We start from the raw sequence: 20,278 nt of genomic DNA on the forward strand, positions 1-20,278 counted from the left end.
CCACCGCACGTGCCCGCTCCGCTCCCCCACCCCGCCCCGCGGCGGACCCCCGTGCCCCGGTCCCCCGAACGGCCGAGGGGTACGAGGACGACGCGGTGGCCGCGGGCACCCTCAGGGCCTCTCGCGTCCGCTCTTGAGCCCTCACGCGCCTGGCATCAGGCCTGCCGCGACCGTGGCGCCCAGTTCCCAGCAGGCCTCGGTGCCGGCCTTGCCGGGCTCGCCGGTGACGGTCACCGGCTCGGCGGCCCGGCGCCAGCCCAGGCCGGTGGTGACGGCCTCGATGGCGCGGACGGCGCCGGTGACGTCGTTGCCCCCGTGGACGTAGTAGCCGAAGGGCCGGCCCCGGGTCTCGTCGAGGCAGGGGTAGTAGATCTGGTCGAAGAAATGCTTCAGCGCGCCCGACATGTACCCGAGGTTCGCCGGAGTGCCGAGCAGATAGCCGTCGGCTTCGAGGACGTCGGAGGCGGTGGCGGCGAGGGCGGCCCGCCGGACGACGCGCACGCCCTCGATGTCCGGGGTCGTGGCGCCGGAGACGACGGCCTCGAACAGCGCCTGGCAGTTGGGCGACGGCGTGTGATGGACGATCAGCAAGGTAGGCACACCCCGCACCCTGCCGTGCGGCCTCGGCCCCTCGCAAACGGCGGGCATCTCGGGCGGCACGGCCGGGCAGGACCCCGTGCACCCCCATGACGGGAGGGACTGCCGTGACCTGCTCGGGTTCGGTGATGTCCGGCCTGTGTCCGCAACCGCTCCCGGCCGGTCACCGGTGCCGGCCGGCGACCGCCGCCGACGCCGGATCGCTGCACCGGATGGTCGTCGCCTGCGAGCGCGCACTGCACGGCCGCGCGCTGACCGACGCCGATCGCGTCGCCGCCGAACTCGCTCCGCCCGGTGCGCAGTCGGCCGCCACCGTGGTCGTGCTCGACCCGGCGGGCGGACCGGCCGGCTGGGCCTGGGTACGGGGGCGACGGGCCAGGGTGGAGGTGCACCCCGGGCAGTTGGGTTGCCGGGGGGCGCCGGTCAGTAGCGCAGGCGTCTGGCCCGCAGGAACATGATCAGGCCGGACAGGGCGAGCAGCGCGCCGAGGGCCGCGGGCCACAGGCGGGCGACGCCGCTCTCCGCCGCATCGCCCTGCGCTGTGCCCGGTCGGGGCTGTGCGGCGACGGGCGGGGCGTATCCGGCGAGGGTGGTCGGGGACGGTACGGACCGGGCGGCGGAGGTGGCCGCGCCGGTCTCCGGTGTCGCGCTCGGGGTGGCGGCCGGCGCAGGTGCCGCAGCGGAGCCGCCGGCGCCGGGGTCGCAGACGCGGCCGGAGTTGATGCAGTCGACCATCTCGCGCATCAGACCCTCGTCGAAGAGGTTGATGAAGTCGCCGTGGTCGGTGACGGGCTTGTGCAGTTGACCGGGGAAGGAGTCGATCGCGAAGAGCGGGACGCTGCGGCCGCCGTCCTCGAGGCTGGGTGCCCGGACGTCGTAGACGACGCGCTGCACCAGCTGCGGGATCGCCCGGAAGCCCGCCGGGCAGGAGCCGTCGGGGGCGGCGAAGGCCACGTGGGTACGGTGGTTGGCGCTGTCGGTGTTGCGGCCGTCCCAGCAGCCCGGGAAGCGGAAGGTGCGCACGACGTCACTGCCCGGCGGGCACAGCGGATACTCGTCCTTCAGCTGCCGGTCCTCGTAACCGGTGCAGCTCCAGGACGCGTTGGCGTTGCCGGGACCGTTGACGAGCGCCTTGGCGTCGCCGGTGACGATGCGCAGCAGCCGGGGCATGGCGGTGACCTTGCCGCGCGGGTTGCCCACGAAGGTCAGCGTGACCTGCTTGGGGGTGACGATCCGGCCGGCGTTGCCCTCCGTGCCGCCGCCCGGGGATCCGGCGTCGCGTTCCTGTGTGCCGTTCTGCAGGCGCAACACGGGCCAGTAGTACGAGGACTTGTCGCCCCGGTCCGCGCAGCTCGTGCTCGCCCTCGCCAGGTCGTCGTCACTGGCGAAGGCGTTGTTGCCCTGGTTGCCGACGTAGTCGTGCATGTGGTGGGCGCCGTTGGAGACGCCGGGTGCCACGATGACGTTGTCGGAGTTGAACAGGCCGTTCGCGTTGACACCGCAGTCGGAGGTGAAGGTGCCGCGCGAGGCACCGGCCTGCTGGGGCGGGCCGGGCAGGCCGGGCTCCGCGGAGGTGATGTCCGCGTAGTCGGAGACGACGGGTCCGTTGCCCCCTTGACCGGCTCCGCTCCCGCCGTGCCCGGTGCCGTCCTGCCCCTGGCCGGCGCCCGCCAGCCGGGCCGTGGTGCTCGGACCGGCGGCAGCCCGGCCGGCGCCCCGGTTCTGGACCGCCGTGGCGCAGACGTCGGCCACGACGAGCCCTGCGCCGCCCAGCATCAGGGCGACCGCCGCGAGGGTCACGCGTCGTGCGCCGGTCGGCCGTCGTGCGCCGGTCGCGCGTCGTGCGCCGGTCGGGCGTCTGCGGCTGGTGCGTGCCAAGGTGGTCCTCTGTGTGTCGCGGGTCCGGATCTGGATCCGGGCCCGGGCATGGAGTCCCCCTTTCCATACGGAGGACGGCTGCGCCGCGTTCAACAGGATCGCGGATTCACCGCTATCTCACAGGAAAAAGCGGTTCCCGTCACTTCCCTCTCGAACGTCACCGCGAACATCACAATTACGTATCGGACATTCCACGCTCCAACCTTCACACGAGGTACACACCTTGGCTAGGTTGACGCGAGGCCGCCCGGCTCAGCCGGACGAAATCGGCCCAACTGCCCTGCGGGGCAAGGAAGGAGCGTGTCTTCCATGGCGCCGGAGAGCCGCGACGAGGTTCGGCAGCGGATCGAATCCCTCTACGACCAGGCCGAGAACGAGACCGGGAACTACAACGCGACCCGGGCCATGGCGGCGGTGACGCGCTCTCGGGGCGTGCCGCTGGCCAAGCGGTCGGGGCGGCGGCCGGATCCCGCGCTCGACGAGATGACGCGGCAGTGGTTCGAAGGTGCCCGCGCCAAGTTCGGCCCGACCGTGCCTGCCATACTCCCCGGCGACCGGCTTCCCGACCGCTCGACGGCTCCGGCCCGTTCCCTGGACCGGCGCGGGGGCGGGGGCGGGGGCGGCGAACGGGACGCCCTGGAGACAGGCCTGCCGGACCGACGTCCCTTGTCGCTGGAACAGGCCCCGGGCCGCCGCGCGGTGGCCGAGCTGACGGCCGGCGGCCCCGCCCTGGATTCCCCGAGCGGACCTCAGACCGAGCTGACCGGCGCCCGCGCGGCACTGCCGGGTCCGCGGCGACCCGAACTGCCGGGCACGGCAACGAATCCGGCCGGCCTCGGCAACGGAGCCGAATGGCCCGGCGGCCCGAGCACACCGGAGTCGAGGACGCCCGGCACACCGGCGGCCACGGCTCTGCCGGGCCTCGGCACACAGGGGGCGACGACGTCGACGGCGCCCGATCCGTGGGGCACGGCAGCCTTGATGACCCCTGGCGCACGGGAATCGGTGACGTCGACGGTCCCCGGCACACAGGGGGCGGCGGCCACGACCACGCCCGGGGCACTGGGTGCCACGGTCCTGTCCACCCCCGACACGCAGGGATGGGCGACCTTGATGACCCCCGGCACCCAGGGGGGAGCAGCCCTGATGACTCCCGGCGCCCAAGGAGGGGCGTCCTTGATGGCACCCGGCGCACTGGAGGCGACGGCCCTGACCACGACCGGGGCACTGGACGCCACGGCCCTGATGACGACCGATGCGCAGGAAGTGGCGGCGGCATCCGGATCGCTGGGAACGGCAGCTCTGATGACGCCCGGGGCACTGGACGCGACGGCCCTGACCACGACCGGGGCACTGGACGCCACGGCCCTGATGACCCCGGGCCCGCAGGGAACCCCGCTCGGCCTCGGTCCCGTGGAGACGGCCGGCCTGCCGGGCGCCGCGCAGCCCGCCGTCCAGGGCACGCCGGTCCCGGAGCCGACGAGTCCGCCCGGCGCCGCCGTGCCGGGCCGTCCCTCCCCCGCCACGTCCAAGGCGAGCAACCAGCGCAAGCTGGCGGCCGCGAGCGACATCCTCTCCCGGCACATCGCCCAACTCTTGGCATCGGCAACGGCCGTACGGCCCGCGCCCGTCACGGCCGCGGCGTCCATGCCCACGCCCGCACAGCCCGGCGCCGCCCAGGTGGCCCACGTGCCGCAGGCAGGCGCGGCCCAGGCCGGCCAGGCAACCGGCCAATGGCAGCAACCGCAGTGGGCAGCGGCGCCGGTCGGGTCCGCGGCGGAACCGCAGGCCCCGGCCGGGACCATCTGGCCGGACGCCGCCACCTCGGCCATCGCCACCGGCTCCTTCCCGTCCCCGGCACTCACCGCACCCGCCACCGACACCGGCCCGTTCCCGCAGCCGGCACTGCTCACGCCCCTCACCGGCTCAGGCGCGTTCCCGTCAGCGGCCGCCAACACCGCCCCGGTTCCCTACCTGACACCCCCCGATCCCGGCACCTCCACCGCCGCGGTCGCATCCCCGGCCCTCCCCACGCCCCTCGGCGACACCGGCTCGCTCCCGTACCCCGGCGGCACCTCGCTCACCGGCACGGGCTCCTTCCAGCCCATGAGCACCGCTGCCGCCGCCGGCACAGGGGCCGGCGTCGCGCAGACGGCGTCGCCTCCCGGCCTCCCCCCCGTCCCCGAGTCGTCCCGGGCCGGGCGAGCCGCCAAGGCCATCGCGTTCGCGCGGGCGCAGATCGGGAAGCCGTGCGTGTGGGGTGCGATGGGACCGGGCTCGTACGACTGCTCCAGCCTGACCCAGGCCGCCTGGAAGGCCGCCGGGGTCACGGTGCCGCGTGCCGCGCACGAGCAGGCGCTGGCCGGTGCCCCGGTCACGCTCGCCGGTGTCGAGCCCGGTGACCTCGTCCTCTTCTTCGACGACGACCGGCACGTGGGACTGTATGTCGGCGCCGGAATGATGGTCCACGCGCCGGGCCCGGGGTCGACGATTCGCGAGGAGTCGATCTACGGCGCCGGAGAGTCGGCGATCCACCGGATCGTCCGGCCCGCCTGACCAGGGGCGAGGCCCTCGGAGCCGCTCACCGTCGGCCTCCCCGCCGCCGAAAGGATCCCTGCGGTCGACCCATAAGGAACCCCTGAACAAGTCATAAGATCACCTTATGGGGTCATAGACCGGACCCGCGTACTAACTTAGGGCTGCCTTAGTTTAGGCTTCTTCCCATTCGAGCCGCCTGTCCACGTTCGAAGGGAACTGATCATGCCGCGCCCCCTGCGGGTAGCCATCGTCGGAGCCGGTCCCGCCGGGATCTACGCCGCCGACGCCCTGCTCAAGTCCGAGGTGGCCGCCGGCCCCGGCGTGTCCATCGACCTCTTCGAGCGGATGCCCGCCCCGTTCGGCCTGATCCGGTACGGCGTCGCCCCCGACCACCCGCGCATCAAGGGCATCATCACCGCCCTGCACCAGGTGCTCGACAAGCCGCAGATCCGCCTGTTCGGCAACGTCGACTACCCGTCCGACATCAACCTGGACGACCTGCGCGACCTCTACGACGCGGTGATCTTCTCCACCGGCGCGACGGCCGACCGCGAGCTGCCGGTCCCCGGCATCGACCTGGCCGGCTCCTACGGCGCCGCCGACTTCGTCTCCTGGTACGACGGGCACCCGGACGTGCCGCGCACCTGGCCGCTCGAGGCCGAGAAGGTCGCCGTGCTCGGTGTCGGCAATGTGGCCCTCGACGTGGCCCGCATCCTCGCCAAGACCGCGGACGAGCTGCTGCCGACGGAGATCCCGCCGAACGTCTACGACGGCCTGAAGGCGAACAAGGCCGTGGAGATCCACGTCTTCGGCCGCCGTGGCCCGGCCCAGGCGAAGTTCAGCCCGATGGAGCTGCGCGAGCTGGACCACTCGCCGAACATCGAGGTCATCGTCGACCCCGAGGACATCGACTACGACGAGGGCTCGATCGAGACCCGGCGCGGCAACAAGCAGGCCGACATGGTCGCCAAGACACTGGAGAACTGGGCGATCCGGGACGCCGGTGACCGCCCGCACAAGCTGTTCCTCCACTTCTTCGAGTCGCCCTCGGAGGTCCTCGGCGAGGACGGCAAGGTCGTCGGCCTGCGCACCGAGCGCACCGCCCTCGACGGCACCGGCAACGTCAAGGGCACCGGTGAGTTCAAGGACTGGGACGTCACCGCGGTCTACCGCGCGGTCGGCTATCTCTCCGACAAGCTGCCCAAGCTGCCCTGGGACCTCGACTCGGGCACGGTCCCGGACGAGGGCGGCCGGGTCATCGAGGAGGGCGGCACCCATCTGCAGTCCACCTACGTCACCGGCTGGATCCGGCGCGGTCCCGTCGGCCTGATCGGCCACACCAAGGGCGACGCCAACGAGACCGTCGCCAACCTGCTGGACGACCACGCGAACGGCCGGCTGCACACCCCGGCCGCGCCCGAGCCGGAGGCCGTCGACGCCTTCCTCGCCGAGCGCGGGATCCGCTACACCACCTGGGAGGGCTGGTACAAGCTGGACGCCGCCGAGCGCGCGCTGGGCGAGCCGCAGGGCCGTGAGCGCGTGAAGATCGTCGAGCGCGAGGACATGCTGCGGGAGAGCGGGGCGTAAGTCCCGGATCGCGTCCGGGCGGGCTGCCTGAAACCGGCTAGGCCGCCCTGGCCGAGCAGGGCGTGCTCGTGCATACGGCCGATCCCGGCAGGCGGGTCCGACACCGAGTCCGGGCCTGTGGACAACTCGGCCCGGACTCAGGCGCGTTCCGCCGGCGCGGGTCAGCGTGCCGTCAACTCCCGGCGGCCGGCGATCGTCAGCACCACGGTCAGCAGGGCGAGTGCGGCCGTCTGGCCGATGCCGCCGACGAGGTACCCGGCGGGCGTCGGCAGCCCGAGCCAGGGGTAGAGGGCGGCGACGCGCACGGCCAGGAGCAGCAGACCGAGCAAGGCGAGGGCGAGGGCACCGCCGCGTGTGCCCGGGTCCGTACGGCGGCCACGCCACAGCAGCCAGCCGAGGGCGCCGAGGGCGAAGCAGTTGGCGGGTGCCCACACCAGATCGGCGGCGCCGGGCAGCAGCACCTGCGACGCACCCGTCAGCACGCAGGTCGCCATGAGGGCCAGGCCGGGGGTGCCGGCGGGCAGCCGGGCGGGGGGCGCGTCGCGATGGTGGGCGGCACACAGCGCGAGGGCCGGCAGCCATGCGAGGAGCACCAGTGTGACGACGAACGCGGGCTCGGAGACGATCGTCGCACCCGTCAGCGAACCGGCCAGCGGCCACAGGCTGGGCAGCGCGGCCACCAGGGCAGCGGTCCGGGCGAGGCGGCGCCGGTCGTGCAGGAGGGCGAAGTAGGCGACGGTCCAGCCCAGCGGCAGGATCCACCCGGCCACGGCGACCGTTCCGGCGACGATGCCGTGGCCGGTGAAGCCCGAGAGGAACATCCGCCGTTCCGCGCCGCCCCGGGTGAAGGTCCAGGTCAGCTGCAGCACCGGTGTGACGACGGCGGAGGCCGCCAGAAGCAGCACCGCGGACAGGGCGAAGAGCCGGACGCCGGATCCGAGCAGGGCGTAGCGGCGCGGAGCCCCGGCGGCACCGAGGCGGCTGCGCACCGCGAGGGCGGCGATGCTCGCCACCTCGCCGAACGTGGGCCGGCTCTGGTCCTGTGTGTCACGGTCGAGGTCCCACAGGTACGTCTCGACCATCTCCTCCTCCCGCTCGCGCCGGTAGTAGGCGGGGAGCAGGCGCAGCACCGTGCGGTAGCGGGCTTCCAGCAGCGTGGTCATACGAAGCCTCCCGCGAGTCCGGGTGCGGTAGGGGGTTCGAGGCCGGACGGGCCGTCGGCGGCGGGACGGGGAGGCGCGCCCGCGCGGCGGCCCTCGGCGATGCGCCGCCTGGCGGCCCCGGCACCGGCGGCCATCCGCTCGGCCTCCGCCTCGAGCGCGGCGACTCCCTCGTCGGTCAGCCGGTAATAGCGCCGCAGCCGGCCCTGCTGGACCTCTTCCCGGTCCAGCACGATCAGGCCGTCCGCGGTCAGCCGGTCCAGCACGCCGTACAGCGTGCCGACCCGCAACTGCACCTCGCCGTCGGACAGTTCCTCGACCTCGCGCAGGATGCCGTAGCCGTGCCGCGGCTGGTCGGCGAGCGCCGTGAGGACGAGGAACGCCGCCCGGGTCATGGTCTTCGCTGTCATGCGGCCAGGATATATCGGCTCGCGATATATATCGAGCAGGCCGAGAGAACAGGGCCCGCCCCAAGCGGATGGATGGGCGGACCCCGTTCACCGGACCAGTGTTGGGTGCCGTGCCAGGGCACGACCATGTGCGCGCGGCGATCACCCGACGCGTTTCTTGCGCCTCCCGGGCGTACGGTGTGCACCCCGTGCGCGGGGTGCACACCCCTTTGCCTCACGCCACCCCCGGCCCCGGACGCCGCGCTGCCCGGCCGAGCGGCGATACTGGGAAGCTCACCCGCCCCCATCAGCAGATTGACTCATGTCGAACTCCGCCACCGACCGCGCTGCCTTCCCGCAGACCCTGTGGGCGGTCCGCGGCCGCCACACCGGTCCCGCCCCCGAGGACGTACTCCGCCGCTCCTTGCGCCGGCGCAAGGAGAGCGGGGACATCGACGACTTCGCCGAACCGCCCGTCCCCGACGGCGCGGCCGGCCGGATCTTCGAGGCGCGCTGGCGGGCCGCCGGCACGGTGACCGTGCGGGCCCGGCTCACCCTCGTACCGCGCGCGGCCCGTCCGCAGGGAACCGAGTGGCGGCTCGTCGCGGAGGCAGAGCGCCCCTGGGACGAGACCTGGCCCTCGCCCGCGACCCTGTTCTGGCCCGAGGGCGGGGCGGGCGAGGGCGAGAACGGCTCCTGGGACCACCACGCCACGGTCGCCGGCCTGCGGCTGCGGCAGGTCAACGCGCTGCCGGAGGACGACAAGGAGATGCGCCGCCGGCTGCGGGACGCGGCCCGGGAGGGGTGGTGCGTCAACGTCGTCGTGCACGAGGCGATGACTCCCGACGAACAGGGCCGGTTGCCGCTGGCCGGGCTGCTGCCGCCCGGCCTGAGGCACCGCGTGGTGGAGCACCGGGCCGCCCCGCACCAGTTCCGCGCCGTCAACTACGCGCTGAAGGACCTCGGGGTCGAGGTGCCACGCGGCGGCGCCGTCCTGCTGCCCCCGGACCCGGCGCCGAAGGGCTACGACGGCGCGGAGCACCGGGTGCGCAGTGTCTTCCTGGACGGTTCCGAGCCGGCCGAACTCTTCGCGGCCCTGCGGCACTTCGCCGCCCAGCCCCGGCCCCTGCCGCCGGAGGCCGAGGAGGCACTGGCCGACCTGCGCGAGAACTGGACGCTGATGACCCTCCAGGAGGAGCTGGAGCGCGAGCGGCGGCTGGTCGCCCGGTACGCCGAGGCGCTGGAGGCGATGACGAAGTCCCGGGACCTGTACAAGGAAGCGGCCGAACAGGCCCTGTCGGCCCTGGAGGCCTACCGGGACGTCCCCGCGCCCGGCCTGCCGCAGCAGCTGCCCGCGCCCCGGACGCCGGGCGCGTTCCAGCAGCTGACGCGGACCTTCGAACGGCTGAGATTCACGGCCGGGGGCCGGCGGCAGCAGGCACCAGCTCCGCAGGGCCCGGCCGGCATCACGCCGACCGCCACACCGAACGTGCCGGCCGATCCCACGGCGACCGGCCCCACGCCGGACGGCCCCCCGGCGGACGGCCCCACGACGGAGGGCGGCTCGGATCCGGCCGACGGCACGGACCGGACACCGTAGCCCCTCCGCCGTAGGGACCACTACCGGGTCCACACCGAAAGGCGCGCACGAGCCCGCCGGAAGGAGGCCGCCTGGACACCACGACGGCCCTGCTGGTGACCGGCGCGGCGGTGCTGCTCGCCGACGCGGTCGGCCTGCTGACCGGGCCCTGAACGGTGTCCGGGTGCCGCATCATGGAGCGATGCAGCCCGAGTTCACCGGGATACCCGGTACGCCGAGCGCGCCGGACGTCGCTGTGGTCGTCGACGTCATGCGCGCGTTCACCGTGGCCGCCTGGGCCTTCCGGCGCGGCGCCGAGCGGATCGTGCTCGCCGGTACGCAGGAGGAGGCCCTGGAGCTGAAGGCCCGTCACCCCGGCTGGCTCGCCTTCCAGGACGGGGTGCCGGTGCCGGGGTTCGACCTGGCCAACTCGCCCGCCCGGCTGCGTTCGCTGGACGTGCGGGGCCGCACCGTCGTGCAGAAGACCACCTTCGGTACGACCGGGGCGCTGGCCGTGGCGGACGCCGGGCTGCTGCTGTGCGCGAGTTTCGTGGTGGCCGGCGCGACCGCCGAGCTGCTGCGGCGGGCCCGGCCCAGGACGGTGACCTTCGTCGTCACCGGGGACGGCGGGCACGCGGAGGAGGATCTCGCCTGCGCCCAGTACATCGCCGACCGCGTCCGCACGGCCGACACCGATCCGGGTCCCTACCTCGAGCGGGCCCGTGACTCCGACGCCGCCGCGCGGCTCGCGGACGGCGCCCGGCGCGGCTGGGCGGGTGTCCATCCCGGGGACGTGGCGATGTGCCTGGAGGCGGACACCTTCCCGTTCGCCATGGCGGCCGCCCGGGTGGACGGCCATATGGTGCTGCGTCCGGTGCACACCGGCGACACGGAACCAGCCCGTCCCACGCACTGAGTCAGCCCACCGGATCAGCCCGCGCCCGCACGGCGGGCGCGACCGGTGACCCGTACGGTCAGCAGCACCACCAAGGCCGCCAGCGCCGTCGCCGCAGCCGCCGTACCGGCGAGCCACCTCGGCGCCAGCGTCATGTCCCACAACCGGGACTGCTCCGGCAGGCCGAGCCGGTCGCCGAGCACCTGCCCGACGGCGAGCACCGCGCCGACGCCGAGCGCCGCGGTCACCGTGCCGAGCCGGACCTGCGCGGCGCGCAGCGGCAGGGCGAGCGCCAGGGCCAGCAGCACGCACAGCCCCGAGGCGACGGGGCCCGCCACGAGGATGCCCTGGGGCAGTCCGGCCCAGGAGCGCGGGGCGTGGGCCACTCCGCACAGGAGGACGAGCAGCGCGGCACCCCGGGCACTCGACACCGCCGCCCGGGAACTGCGGCGGCCTCGGCCCCGATCCGGCGCGGAACGATCCGCCGCCGGCCGGTCCTTCAGGGGCTGGTCCGTGCCCCCCGCACGCCTCACCGTCGCGCCCGCCATGGTCCGGTCCCTCTCAGCCCTGCCCGCCGCAGCCTTGCCCACCGCGGCCCTGTCCGCCGCAACCCTGTCCACCCCTGCCGCCATGGTCCGGTCCTTCTCAGCCCTGTCCACCGCAGCCCTGTCCGCCGCAGCCCTGTCCGCCGCGGCCTTGTCCATCGCGGCCCTGTCCACCGCCGGCCCGGGCCCCATGCACCGGTCCGTCGCGGACCCCAGCGCCATGGACCAGTCAGCCACAGACCCGGCGGCGGCCACACGCCGGTCCTTCACGAAGCTGAGCCCCACCGCCCCCTCGTGCTCCTCCACGGGCCGGCCGTTCGCCCCCTGGTCGTCGGCGAGCCGGTGCTCCGTGAGCCGGTCCGGGATCCGCAGGTCCTGCCCGCCGGTGCCGGGCGCCGCCGTGGCGCCGGGTGCGGGGACGGCCTCGGCGGGCTCGAGGTGGGCGGGGGCGGGCAGCGGGCCGGGCTCGAGCGCGGTGCGGTCCGCCGCCAACCGGCCGATCAGCTCGGCGAGTTCCTCGACGGGCCGGTGGACGGCCGCCGCCTGTACGGCGGTCCGCCCGCAGTGGGGCTCAACGGGCGTGTGGTGCAGCAGCCGTATCAACCGGGTGACGTCCTCCAGGGGACGGCGTTCGGCGGCGGCGCGGATCACCTCGTCGGCGCTGTCGGCCCCCCGGGGCGGCCGGGTGAGCAGGGTGATCAGGCGGGCGAGGTCCTCCACCGGCCGGTCGAGGCCGACCGCGCGCAGCGCGTCGGCCGCGGTCCGGGCGTGCTCGGGCGAACTCTCCAGCAGCGTGATGAGCCGGACGACGTCCTCGAGCGGCCGCTCGGCCACGGCCGAGCGGACCAGGCCGCGCAGGGGATCCCGGTACGGCTCACCGTCGCTGTCGGTACCCGCCGCGTCGGCGGCCCCGGCGTCATGGCGGACGGGCTGCCGCGCCTCCTGGAACCCTTCGGGAAGCGGCGTCGGCGGCAGCGGTGCCGGCGGGGTCAGAAAGTGCGGGAACGGGGTGCTGATGCCGGTGGGGGCCGGGGCGGAGGTCGGGAGGGCGTCCTGCGGACGCGGGGACGAAGAGCAGGTGGTCATCTCGGCTCCAGTCGAAGGGTGCGGCCACCTCTGCGGCCACCTCTGCGCCCCCCGTACGGCCGCAGCAGTACGCCTCCATTAGGAATAGCCGTCCGCCGCCCCCGCCACCTGGGCCTCCTTCTGGATAGGCCAGGTGAGTGGTGCCCGTCTGAGGGTGCATTCCGTGCTGGTCGAGGCGCATTCTTGCTGTGTCAGCCACCCGGAAGGCGCACGGGACGAGGTAGGGCCGATGACTGGGAGCGGCGGCGAGCAACCGGTCCGTACGCGGGCCAGGCTGGCCGTGCTGCTGACCGACGCCTCGACCGGTGCGCTCGGCGCGGCGGGCGGGCGGGTGGCGGGCGTGTACCTGCGCTCGGGCACGCCGGGTCTGCTGCGTCTGGCGGTGCTCGCCGGGCTGCCCGGCCCGCTGTTCCGCCCGTGGTGGCGGCTGCACGTGGCCCGGCCTTTCCCGGTCGCCGACGCCTACCGGCTCGGTGTGAAGGTGGTGCTGGCGAACTCCGCCGAGACGGTGCGCCGGTACCCGCAGTTCGCGGCGGGCCTGCCCTTCCCGTTCGGGTCCGTGCACGTCCCGGTGCCGGGCGGCACCGAGCCGCTCGGTGTGCTCACGGTGCTGCGCCCGGCGGTGGCGGACACCGCGGACGAGCCGCTGGACCAGGAGCTGCTCGGCCGGCTCGCCGAGGGACTCGGCGCGGAGCTGCTCGCACTCGCCGACGGTGACCCGCGCGCGGTCGTCTGGGACGCCGAGCCGCTGTGCGTACGGCCTCCCGGGAGCCGGCCCGCACAGGCCGTCGTAGGCCGGTTCAGCTGGGATCCGCAGACCGGCGCGGTGCGTGCGGACGAGCGGTTGCACGCCCTTCTCGGCCTGCTGCCCGGCGAGTTCGCGGGCACGGCCACGGCGCTCGCGAGCGCCGTGGCCCCCGTCGAGGCGGACCGGATCCTGGCCGCGCTGCGCGAGACCGCCGCGGGCAAGCCGCCCGGCGCGCCGCTGAGCCTGCGGGCGCGGGACGGCACGGCCCGGCTGCTGGACCTGTGGCCGGCGGCGGAGGATGCGGCGGCCGGGCTGGTCGGCGGGGTGGTCGTGGACCCCTCGCCCGCCGCGGCCGCGGACGGCGCGGCCGACCTGCTGCCGCAGGGCGTGTTCTGTCTGGACCGGCTCGGGCTGATCGTGTATGCCAACGAGGCCGTGGCCCGGTTCGCGGGACAGGAGCGCGGGTGGCTGCTCGGGCGGACACTGTGGGAGGCGATGCCGTGGCTGGCCGGGCCGCCGTACGACGATCACCTGCGTGGCGCGCTGCTCGCCTCGGATCCGGTGCACTTCCATGTGCAGCGCCCGGCCGGTGCCGGTGCGGAGGCCGGCGGGGGCGACTGGCTCGCCGTGGCGGTGCATCCCGGCGCCGACCTGCTGACCTGCACACTCGCCCCGGCCAGCCGCATGGACGCTCCGGCCGGGGCCGTCCCTGCGGCGCGGCTGCCCACGGAGCAGGCCGAGCACTCGATGGCGCCGCTGTACCGGCCGATCGCGCTGGCCATCGCGCTGACGGACGCGGTGACCGCCCGCCAGGTGTCGGCGGTGGTCATGCAGGAGCTGCTGCCCGCGTTCGGCGGCCGGCGGCTGGCCATCTACCTGCTGCAGGACCGGCATCTGTACCTGGCCTGGGAGAGCGGCTTCCCGCAGGGGTTCCTCACCCCGTTCGAGGGGACCGGGCTCGATGCGCATCTGCCCGGCGTGGAGACCCTCACCACGGGCCGGCCGCTGTTCTTCGAGTCGATGCAGCAGCTGACGGCCGCCTACCCGGGCATCCCGCTGGACGCGGACGAGGGCGCCCGTGCCTTTCTTCCGCTGATCGCCTCCGGCCGTCCGGTCGGCTCGTGCATCCTCGGCTTCGACCGCTCGCGCCGCATCAGCGCCGAGGAACGCAGTGTCCTCACCGCGCTGGCCGGGCTGATCGCGCACGCCCTGGAGCGGGCGCAGCGCTACGACAGCGAGGCGGCCCTCGCCCGGGGCCTGCAGCAGGCGCTGCTGCCGCACCGGCTGTCGGCTCATCCCCGGGTGGAGACCGCGGGCCGGTACCTGCCGGGCACACAGGGCATGGACGTGGGCGGGGACTGGTACGACGTGGTCGAGGCCGGTGACGGGATCGCGCTGGTGATCGGCGATGTGCAGGGGCACGGGGTGCAGGCGGCGGCCACGATGGGGCAGCTGCGCAGTGCGGTGCGCGCGTTCGCGCTGGGCGACCGGCCGCCGGACGAGGTGATGAGCGGCACCAACCGCCTGCTGATCGATCTCGACCCCGGCCAGTTCGCCAGCTGCTGCTACCTGCGGCTGGACCCGGCCACCGGCCAGGCCCGGGTCGCCCGGGCGGGGCATCCGCCGCCGCTGCTGCGCTGCCCCGACGGCCGCACCCGGCTGCTGGACATTCCCGGCGGGGTCGTCCTCGGTGTGGATCCGGACGCCCGGTACCCGGTGGCCGGGCTGCTGCTGGAGCCGGACGCGATCCTCGCCCTGTACACGGACGGGCTGGTGGAGCGGCCGGGTGCCGACATCGACGACGGCATCACCGCGCTGCGCCTCGCGCTCTCCCGGGCCGGGGCGGTGGCCGGGCGGCGCGGCGGGAGGTCGCTGGCCGGGGTCGCCGACCGGCTCACCGCCATCGCCCGGCACGCCACCGACCGCCCCGACGACGTGGCGCTGCTGCTCGCCGTCCGCCGTTCGGCTCCCCCGCGCGGGCCGTGACCGAGGCGCGCCGCAGGGGACGGCGGCCGTCACCCCAGGTGACGCTCTCGCTTCAGGACGCCGGGCAGTGTAGACATGGGCACATGGTGCGACTGTCCGGCCGGTCTGCGACCCGGCCGCCCCGAGCGTCCGGGCCCCCGCGCGCACCGAAGGGCCCGGCGTCGGACGGCCCGGGCAAGGGCGGCGGCCGGGCGGGCGCGCTGCGGGCGGCCGTGACCGGGCGTAGCGTGGCGGGCCAGGTCTTCCTGCTCCAAGTGGTGATCGTGCTGCTGCTGATCGTCGCGGCGGTGGTGGCGCAGGTGCTCCAGGTGCAGCGCGACAGCGACACCGAGGCACAGAACCGTTCGCTCGCGGTCGCCCAGTCGTTCGCCAACGCGCCCGGCACGGCGGCCGCGCTGCGCACCCCGGACCCGACGAAGATCCTGCAGCCGAGGGCCGAGGCCGTGCGCAAGTCGACCGGCGTGGACTTCGTCGTCGTGATGAACACCGACGGCATCCGCTACACGCACCCCAAGCCGGACCGCATCGGCAAGAAGTTCGTCGGCACCATCGCCCCCGCGGTGGCCGGCGGCACGGTCACCGAGCACGTCAACGGCACGATAGGGCCACTGGTGCAGGTCGTGGTGCCGGTGAAGGACTCCGCCGGCAAGGTGGTGGGCCTGGTCTCGGCCGGGATCACCACGGCGCACGTGGGCGGGACGGCCGCCCAGCAGCTGCCCCTGCTGCTCGCGGCGGCAGCGGCGGCCCTCGCGCTGGCGACCGCCGGCACGGCCCTGGTCAGCAGACGTCTGCTGCGCCAGACGCATGGCCTTGGGCCGTACGAGATGACCCGGATGTACGAGCACCACGACGCGGTGCTGCACGCGGTCCGCGAGGGTGTGCTGATCGTCGGTGACAACGGCCGGCTGCTGCTCGCCAACGACGAGGCGCAGCGGCTGCTGGACCTGCCCAAGGACGCCGAACGGCGCAGTGTGCTGGAGCTGGGTCTGGACGACGAGACGGCGGCGCTGCTGGCCTCCGGGCGGGTGGCGACGGACGAGGTGCACCTGGTCAAGGACCGGCTGCTGGCGATCAACCAGCGGCCCACCGACGTGCGCGGCGGCCCGGCCGGCAGTGTCGCCACGCTGCGCGACTCCACCGAGCTGCGGGCCCTGCTGGGCCGGGCGGAGGTGGCGCGCGAGCGCCTGAACATGCTGTACGAGGCCGGGGTGGGCATCGGTACCAGCCTGGACGTGACCCGTACCGCGGAGGAGCTGGCCGAGCTGGCCGTGCCCCGGTTCGCGGACTTCGCGACGGTGGACCTCTTCGAGGCGGTGCTGCACGGGGAGGAGCCGCGGCCGGGCACGGCGCTGCGCCGTACGGCGGCCGCCGGGGTGCGCAAGGACACCCCGCTGTACCCGGTCGGCGAGCGCATCCGGTTCGTGGCCACCTCGCCGCAGGCGCGGAGCCTGACCACGGGGCAGTCGGTCGTGGTGCCCGTGCTGCGGGACGCGCCCGGCTGGCGTGCGCAGGACCTGGAGCGCACCGACCAGGTGCTGGAGTACGGCATCCACTCGCTGATCACCGTGCCGCTCAGGGCGGGCAGCCTGGTGCTGGGGGTGGCCAACTTCTGGCGCTCGGAGAAGCCGGAGCCGTTCGACTCCGAGGAACTGGCGCTCGCCGAGGAGCTGGTGGCACGGGCGGCGGTGTCCATCGACAACGCCCGCCGGTACACCCGTGAGCACAGCATGGCGGTCACCCTGCAGCGCAGTCTGCTGCCGCGCACGCTGCCCGAGCAGGGCGCGCTGGAGATCGCCTACCGCTATCTGCCGGCGCAGTCCGGGGTGGGCGGCGACTGGTTCGACGTGCTGCCGCTGTCCGGTGCCCGGGTGGCGCTGGTGGTGGGGGACGTGGTGGGGCACGGGCTGCACGCGGCGGCCACCATGGGCCGGCTGCGTACGGCGGTGCACAACTTCTCCGCGCTCGATCTGCCGCCCGACGAACTCCTCGGTCTGCTGGACGAGCTGGTGGGCCGGATCGACCAGGACGAGACCTCCGTCGACGGCTCGGCCGCGATCGCCGGCGCGACTTGTCTGTACGCGGTCTACGACCCGGTCTCGCGGTGCTGCACCGTGGCCCGGGCCGGTCATCCGCCGCCCGCGGTGGTGGGGCCCGACGGCAGCGTGGAGTTCCCGGAGGTGCCGGCGGGTCCGCCGCTGGGGCTGGGCGGGCTGCCGTTCGAGACGGCCGAGCTGGAGCTGGCCGAGGGCAGCCGTCTGGTGCTGTACACGGACGGGCTGGTGGAGGACCGCGACCGGGACATCGACGAGGGTCTCGAGCTGCTGCGCGACGCCCTGCACCGCACGCCCGGCGCCTCGTCGGAGGAGACCTGCCGCACCGTGCTGGAGCGGCTGCCGGCCCGGCCGGACGACGACGTCGCGCTGATCGTCGCCCGTACCCGGGTGCTCGGCCCCGACCGGGTCGCCGAGTGGCAGGTGCCGTCCGACCCGGCGGCGGTGTCGCAGGTGCGGGCCTCGGTGACCCGGCAGCTGGCCGACTGGGGGCTCGAGGAGCTGGACTTCACGACGGAGCTGATCCTGAGCGAGCTGGTCACCAATGCCATCCGCTACGGGCGCGGCCCGATCGGGGTACGGCTGCTGCGCGACCGCACGCTGATCTGCGAGGTCTCCGACCGCAGCACGACCTCGCCGCATCTGCGGTACGCGGCGACGACCGACGAGGGCGGCCGGGGTCTGTTCCTGGTCGCGCAGCTCGCCGATCGCTGGGGCACCCGCTACTCCCCCAACGGCAAGATCATCTGGGCGGAGCAGCCGCTGCCGTAGACCCCCTGGACACGGTGTGCGGGAACCGTGAAGGGGCGCTCGCGGTCCGGCCGGACCGCTGTCCGCCGGTGTCCAGCGCCTGAGCCCGGGCGACGCCGCCGGCCCGTCAGCCGAGGGCGCGGTCGAGGTTGAACGCGGCGCTGATCAGGGCCAGATGCGTGAACGCCTGCGGGAAGTTGCCCTGTTGCTCGCCGGTACGGCCGATCTCCTCGGCGTACAGGCCGAGATGGTTGGCGTAGGTGAGCATCTTCTCGAACGCCAGCCGGGCGTCGTCGAGCCGGCCGGCCCGGACCAGGGCCTCGACGTACCAGAAGGAACAGATGGAGAAGGTGCCCTCGTCGCCGCGCAGCCCGTCGGGACTGGCCTGGGGGTCGTAGCGGTAGACCAGGGAGTCGGAGACCAGGTCCTCGCCGAGGGCGTCGAGGGTGGACAGCCACTTGGGGTCGGTCGGGGCGACGAACTTGGCGAGCGGCATCATCAGCAGCGAGGCGTCGAGGACGTCGCCGCCCTCGTACTGCACGAAGGCGCCGCGCCGCTGCAGCCAGCCGCCGTCCATGATCCGCCGGTAGATCGCGTCGCGGGCCTGGCCCCAGCGGAGCAGTTCGGCGGGCAGTCCGCGCCGGCGGGCGAGGCGCATGGCCCGCTCGATGGCGACCCAGCACATCAGCCGCGAGTAGGTGAAGTTCTTGCGGCCGCCGCGGGTCTCCCACACCCCCTCGTCGGGCTGGTCCCAGTGGGCGCACACCCAGTCGACCACGTGGCACACGTCGTCCCACTGGCCGCTGGAGATCGGCTGGGCCCACTTGTCGTAGAGGTAGATCGAGTCGATCAGGGCGCCGTATATGTCCAGCTGGAGCTGGTCGGCTGCGGCGTTGCCGACGCGGACCGGGGCGGAGCCGAGATGGCCCTCCAGGTGCGGCAGCACGCGCTCGGGCAGGTCGGTGCGGCCGTCGATGCCGTACATGATCTGCAGCGGCGCGGTGTCGCCGCCGCAGCCGCAGGGGCTGACGTGCGTGGTCAGGAAGCGCATGAACGCCTCGGCCTCGCCGCTGAAGCCGAGCCGCAGCAGTGCGTAGACGGCGAAGGCGGCGTCGCGGACCCACACATACCGGTAGTCCCAGTTGCGCTCGCCGCCGAGCTGCTCGGGCAGGCTGGTGGTGGGGGCGGCGACGATGGCGCCGGTGGGGGCGTAGGTGAGCAGCTTCAGCGTGAGGGCGGAGCGGTGCACCATCTCGCGCCAGCGGCCCCGGTAGCGGGACTGGTGCAGCCAGCGGCGCCAGTAGGCGACCGTGGCGTTGAACTCGTGCTCGGCCTCGGCGCGGGCGCAGCCGCGGGGGGCCACCTCGTCGCCGACCTGGTCGAGGGCGAACACGGCCGTCTCGCCCTCCCCGAGCTTGAAGTCGGCGTGCGCGTCCCGGTCGTCGCACTCCAGGTCGACCGTGGAGGTCAGCGCCAGGGACTGCACGGCGGACTCGAAGACCACGGTGCCGTCGGCGGCGCTCAGGGTGTGCGGGACGGCGCCGTAGCCGAAACGCGGGGCCACCAGCACCCTGAAGGGCACGGTGCCGCGGACGCAGACCACGCGCCGGATCAGCCGGTGCCGGCCCGCCTCGCCCGTGCCGTCGGAGGTCACCGGCATGAAGTCCTGCACCTCGCCGACGCCGTCCTCGGTGAAGAAGCGGGTGATCAGGACGTTGGTGTCGGGGAAGTAGAACTGCTTGGTGCGCGCGGGCACGGTGGCGGCCAGCTCGAAGCAGCCGCCGCGCTCGGCGTCGAGGATGGCCGCGAAGACACTGGGGGCGTCGAAGGACGGACAGCAGTACCAGTCGATCGTGCCGTTGGTGCCGACCAGGGCCACACTGCGCAGGTCTCCGATGAGTCCGTGCTCGGCGATCGGCAGATAGCGCGGGCCGGGGCGGACATCCTCGGTGAACGGGGTCTCGGCCATCGGCGGCCTCCCGGTGTGCGGTGCGAGATGTTTTCCAGCTTAGGAGCGAGTGCTCTCCGGTGGCGTGGGAAGGCGGTGCGGGGAATGGTGAGAGTGTGCCCCGTTCGGAGGCACCGGCACGGATGCGGTCATCCGGACCGAGGAGGAGGCATCATGTCGACAACCACACCCGACGAGTCCCGGTCGTCCGACGACCACTGCACCCCGGACGCCCTGCTCCACAGCGCTCCCTCCAGGGGCGTCACCCCGGAGGACCTCGCGATGGCGGCGGGCAGGGACGTCACCCCGAAGAACCTCGACTGGGCCCGCCGCAAGCTGGAGACGGACCCGAAGGCCGTCGAGAAGCTGCTGCCGTAGGGCGTCCGGGGAGGCCGATCCGAAGGCGCGGAGCCGCATCCGGCGCGCGGCTCCGCGATCCCCTCGTGCCACGGACCGGAGCCGGAGCCGGGGCCCGGCTCCGGCTCCGGTCCGGCATGCTCGTCACCGGCCGCAGGATCCGGATCCGGCGGTCGGCGGGCCG

General features: G+C 74.3%; 14 protein-coding genes. 8 read left to right on the top strand and 6 right to left on the bottom strand.

From position 1 onward, the window contains the following. Positions 1-141: 141 nt before the first annotated feature. Positions 142-600: a flavodoxin family protein gene (locus A6P39_RS06600; protein WP_067042403.1), complete on the bottom strand. Its 459-nt coding sequence runs from the start codon at positions 598-600 to the stop codon at positions 142-144. Positions 601-686: 86 nt separating this feature from the next. Here A6P39_RS06600 and A6P39_RS06605 point away from each other — a divergent pair, with 86 nt between their 5' ends. Further along, positions 687-1,055 carry a hypothetical protein gene (locus A6P39_RS06605; RefSeq protein ID WP_159395987.1) on the top strand — a complete coding sequence of 123 codons (369 nt, stop codon included), beginning with the start codon at positions 687-689 and terminating at the stop codon, positions 1,053-1,055. Here A6P39_RS06605 and A6P39_RS06610 read toward each other — a convergent pair. Next, the gene (locus tag A6P39_RS06610; RefSeq protein WP_067042409.1) at positions 1,021-2,475 is read right to left on the bottom strand and encodes a DUF1996 domain-containing protein; all 1,455 of its coding nucleotides are present in this window, start codon (positions 2,473-2,475) and stop codon (positions 1,021-1,023) included. The two genes, A6P39_RS06605 and A6P39_RS06610, sit on opposite strands and share 35 nt — an antisense overlap. 309 nt (positions 2,476-2,784) lie before the next feature. On the opposite strand from A6P39_RS06610, the gene A6P39_RS45430 reads away from it, so the two are divergent. Next, positions 2,785-5,031 (top strand): NlpC/P60 family protein, encoded by a 2,247-nt coding sequence (locus A6P39_RS45430; RefSeq protein WP_443053057.1) that lies wholly within the window; start codon positions 2,785-2,787, stop codon positions 5,029-5,031. 204 nt (positions 5,032-5,235) lie between these two features. Then, complete coding sequence (locus tag A6P39_RS06620; RefSeq protein ID WP_067042411.1) at positions 5,236-6,600, top strand: FAD-dependent oxidoreductase; 1,365 nt, start codon at positions 5,236-5,238, stop codon at positions 6,598-6,600. 161 nt (positions 6,601-6,761) lie between these two features. Here the strand turns inward: A6P39_RS06620 and A6P39_RS06625 are convergent, their stop codons facing one another. Together A6P39_RS06625 and A6P39_RS06630 are read right to left on the bottom strand one after the other, a co-directional pair. Next, positions 6,762-7,763: a hypothetical protein gene (locus A6P39_RS06625; protein ID WP_067042414.1), complete on the bottom strand. Its 1,002-nt coding sequence runs from the start codon at positions 7,761-7,763 to the stop codon at positions 6,762-6,764. Continuing rightward, positions 7,760-8,155 carry a PadR family transcriptional regulator gene (locus A6P39_RS06630; RefSeq protein WP_067042417.1) on the bottom strand — a complete coding sequence of 132 codons (396 nt, stop codon included), beginning with the start codon at positions 8,153-8,155 and terminating at the stop codon, positions 7,760-7,762. The genes A6P39_RS06625 and A6P39_RS06630 overlap by 4 nt, the downstream gene beginning before the upstream one ends. A gap of 316 nt (positions 8,156-8,471) precedes the next feature. Here A6P39_RS06630 and A6P39_RS06635 point away from each other — a divergent pair, with 316 nt between their 5' ends. Together A6P39_RS06635 and A6P39_RS06640 are read left to right on the top strand one after the other, a co-directional pair. Beyond that, positions 8,472-9,749, top strand: coding sequence for a hypothetical protein (locus tag A6P39_RS06635; RefSeq protein ID WP_234378798.1), 1,278 nt, complete (start codon positions 8,472-8,474; stop codon positions 9,747-9,749). 181 nt (positions 9,750-9,930) lie between these two features. Beyond that, positions 9,931-10,644, top strand: coding sequence for a 2-phosphosulfolactate phosphatase (locus tag A6P39_RS06640; protein ID WP_067042420.1), 714 nt, complete (start codon positions 9,931-9,933; stop codon positions 10,642-10,644). A 14-nt stretch (positions 10,645-10,658) separates the two neighbouring features. Here A6P39_RS06640 and A6P39_RS06645 read toward each other — a convergent pair whose 3' ends face one another. After that, on the bottom strand, positions 10,659-12,254 hold the full coding sequence (locus A6P39_RS06645; protein ID WP_067042424.1) for a hypothetical protein: 1,596 nt from the start codon (positions 12,252-12,254) through the stop codon (positions 10,659-10,661). A 229-nt stretch (positions 12,255-12,483) separates the two neighbouring features. Here A6P39_RS06645 and A6P39_RS06650 point away from each other — a divergent pair, with 229 nt between their 5' ends. Both A6P39_RS06650 and A6P39_RS06655 read left to right on the top strand, forming a co-directional pair. Next, positions 12,484-14,988 carry a SpoIIE family protein phosphatase gene (locus A6P39_RS06650; RefSeq protein WP_067042427.1) on the top strand — a complete coding sequence of 835 codons (2,505 nt, stop codon included), beginning with the start codon at positions 12,484-12,486 and terminating at the stop codon, positions 14,986-14,988. Positions 14,989-15,071: 83 nt separating this feature from the next. After that, entirely contained in the window at positions 15,072-17,810 is a 2,739-nt protein-coding gene (locus tag A6P39_RS06655; RefSeq protein ID WP_079133236.1) for a SpoIIE family protein phosphatase/ATP-binding protein, read from the top strand. A gap of 106 nt (positions 17,811-17,916) precedes the next feature. On the opposite strand, the gene A6P39_RS06660 is transcribed toward A6P39_RS06655, so the two are convergent. Further along, the gene (locus tag A6P39_RS06660; protein ID WP_067042430.1) at positions 17,917-19,758 is read right to left on the bottom strand and encodes a glycoside hydrolase family 15 protein; all 1,842 of its coding nucleotides are present in this window, start codon (positions 19,756-19,758) and stop codon (positions 17,917-17,919) included. 153 nt (positions 19,759-19,911) lie between these two features. Between A6P39_RS06660 and A6P39_RS06665 the strand changes: the two genes are divergently transcribed. Further along, positions 19,912-20,115: a hypothetical protein gene (locus tag A6P39_RS06665; RefSeq protein ID WP_067042433.1), complete on the top strand. Its 204-nt coding sequence runs from the start codon at positions 19,912-19,914 to the stop codon at positions 20,113-20,115. Positions 20,116-20,278 lie beyond the last annotated feature (163 nt).

Origin of the sequence: Streptomyces sp. FXJ1.172, from assembly GCF_001636945.3 — a bacterium.
Lineage (GTDB): Bacteria > Actinomycetota > Actinomycetes > Streptomycetales > Streptomycetaceae > Streptomyces.

Coding starts and splice junctions, on each gene's coding strand:
- A6P39_RS06605 (WP_159395987.1), top strand. CDS start 687: ATGACGGGAGGGACTGCCGTGACCTGCTCGGGTTCGGTGATGTCCGGC.
- A6P39_RS45430 (WP_443053057.1), top strand. CDS start 2,785: ATGGCGCCGGAGAGCCGCGACGAGGTTCGGCAGCGGATCGAATCCCTC.
- A6P39_RS06620 (WP_067042411.1), top strand. CDS start 5,236: ATGCCGCGCCCCCTGCGGGTAGCCATCGTCGGAGCCGGTCCCGCCGGG.
- A6P39_RS06625 (WP_067042414.1), bottom strand. CDS start 7,763: ATGACCACGCTGCTGGAAGCCCGCTACCGCACGGTGCTGCGCCTGCTC.
- A6P39_RS06630 (WP_067042417.1), bottom strand. CDS start 8,155: ATGACCCGGGCGGCGTTCCTCGTCCTCACGGCGCTCGCCGACCAGCCG.
- A6P39_RS06635 (WP_234378798.1), top strand. CDS start 8,472: ATGTCGAACTCCGCCACCGACCGCGCTGCCTTCCCGCAGACCCTGTGG.
- A6P39_RS06640 (WP_067042420.1), top strand. CDS start 9,931: ATGCAGCCCGAGTTCACCGGGATACCCGGTACGCCGAGCGCGCCGGAC.
- A6P39_RS06645 (WP_067042424.1), bottom strand. CDS start 12,254: ATGACCACCTGCTCTTCGTCCCCGCGTCCGCAGGACGCCCTCCCGACC.
- A6P39_RS06650 (WP_067042427.1), top strand. CDS start 12,484: ATGACTGGGAGCGGCGGCGAGCAACCGGTCCGTACGCGGGCCAGGCTG.
- A6P39_RS06655 (WP_079133236.1), top strand. CDS start 15,072: ATGGTGCGACTGTCCGGCCGGTCTGCGACCCGGCCGCCCCGAGCGTCC.
- A6P39_RS06660 (WP_067042430.1), bottom strand. CDS start 19,758: ATGGCCGAGACCCCGTTCACCGAGGATGTCCGCCCCGGCCCGCGCTAT.
- A6P39_RS06665 (WP_067042433.1), top strand. CDS start 19,912: ATGTCGACAACCACACCCGACGAGTCCCGGTCGTCCGACGACCACTGC.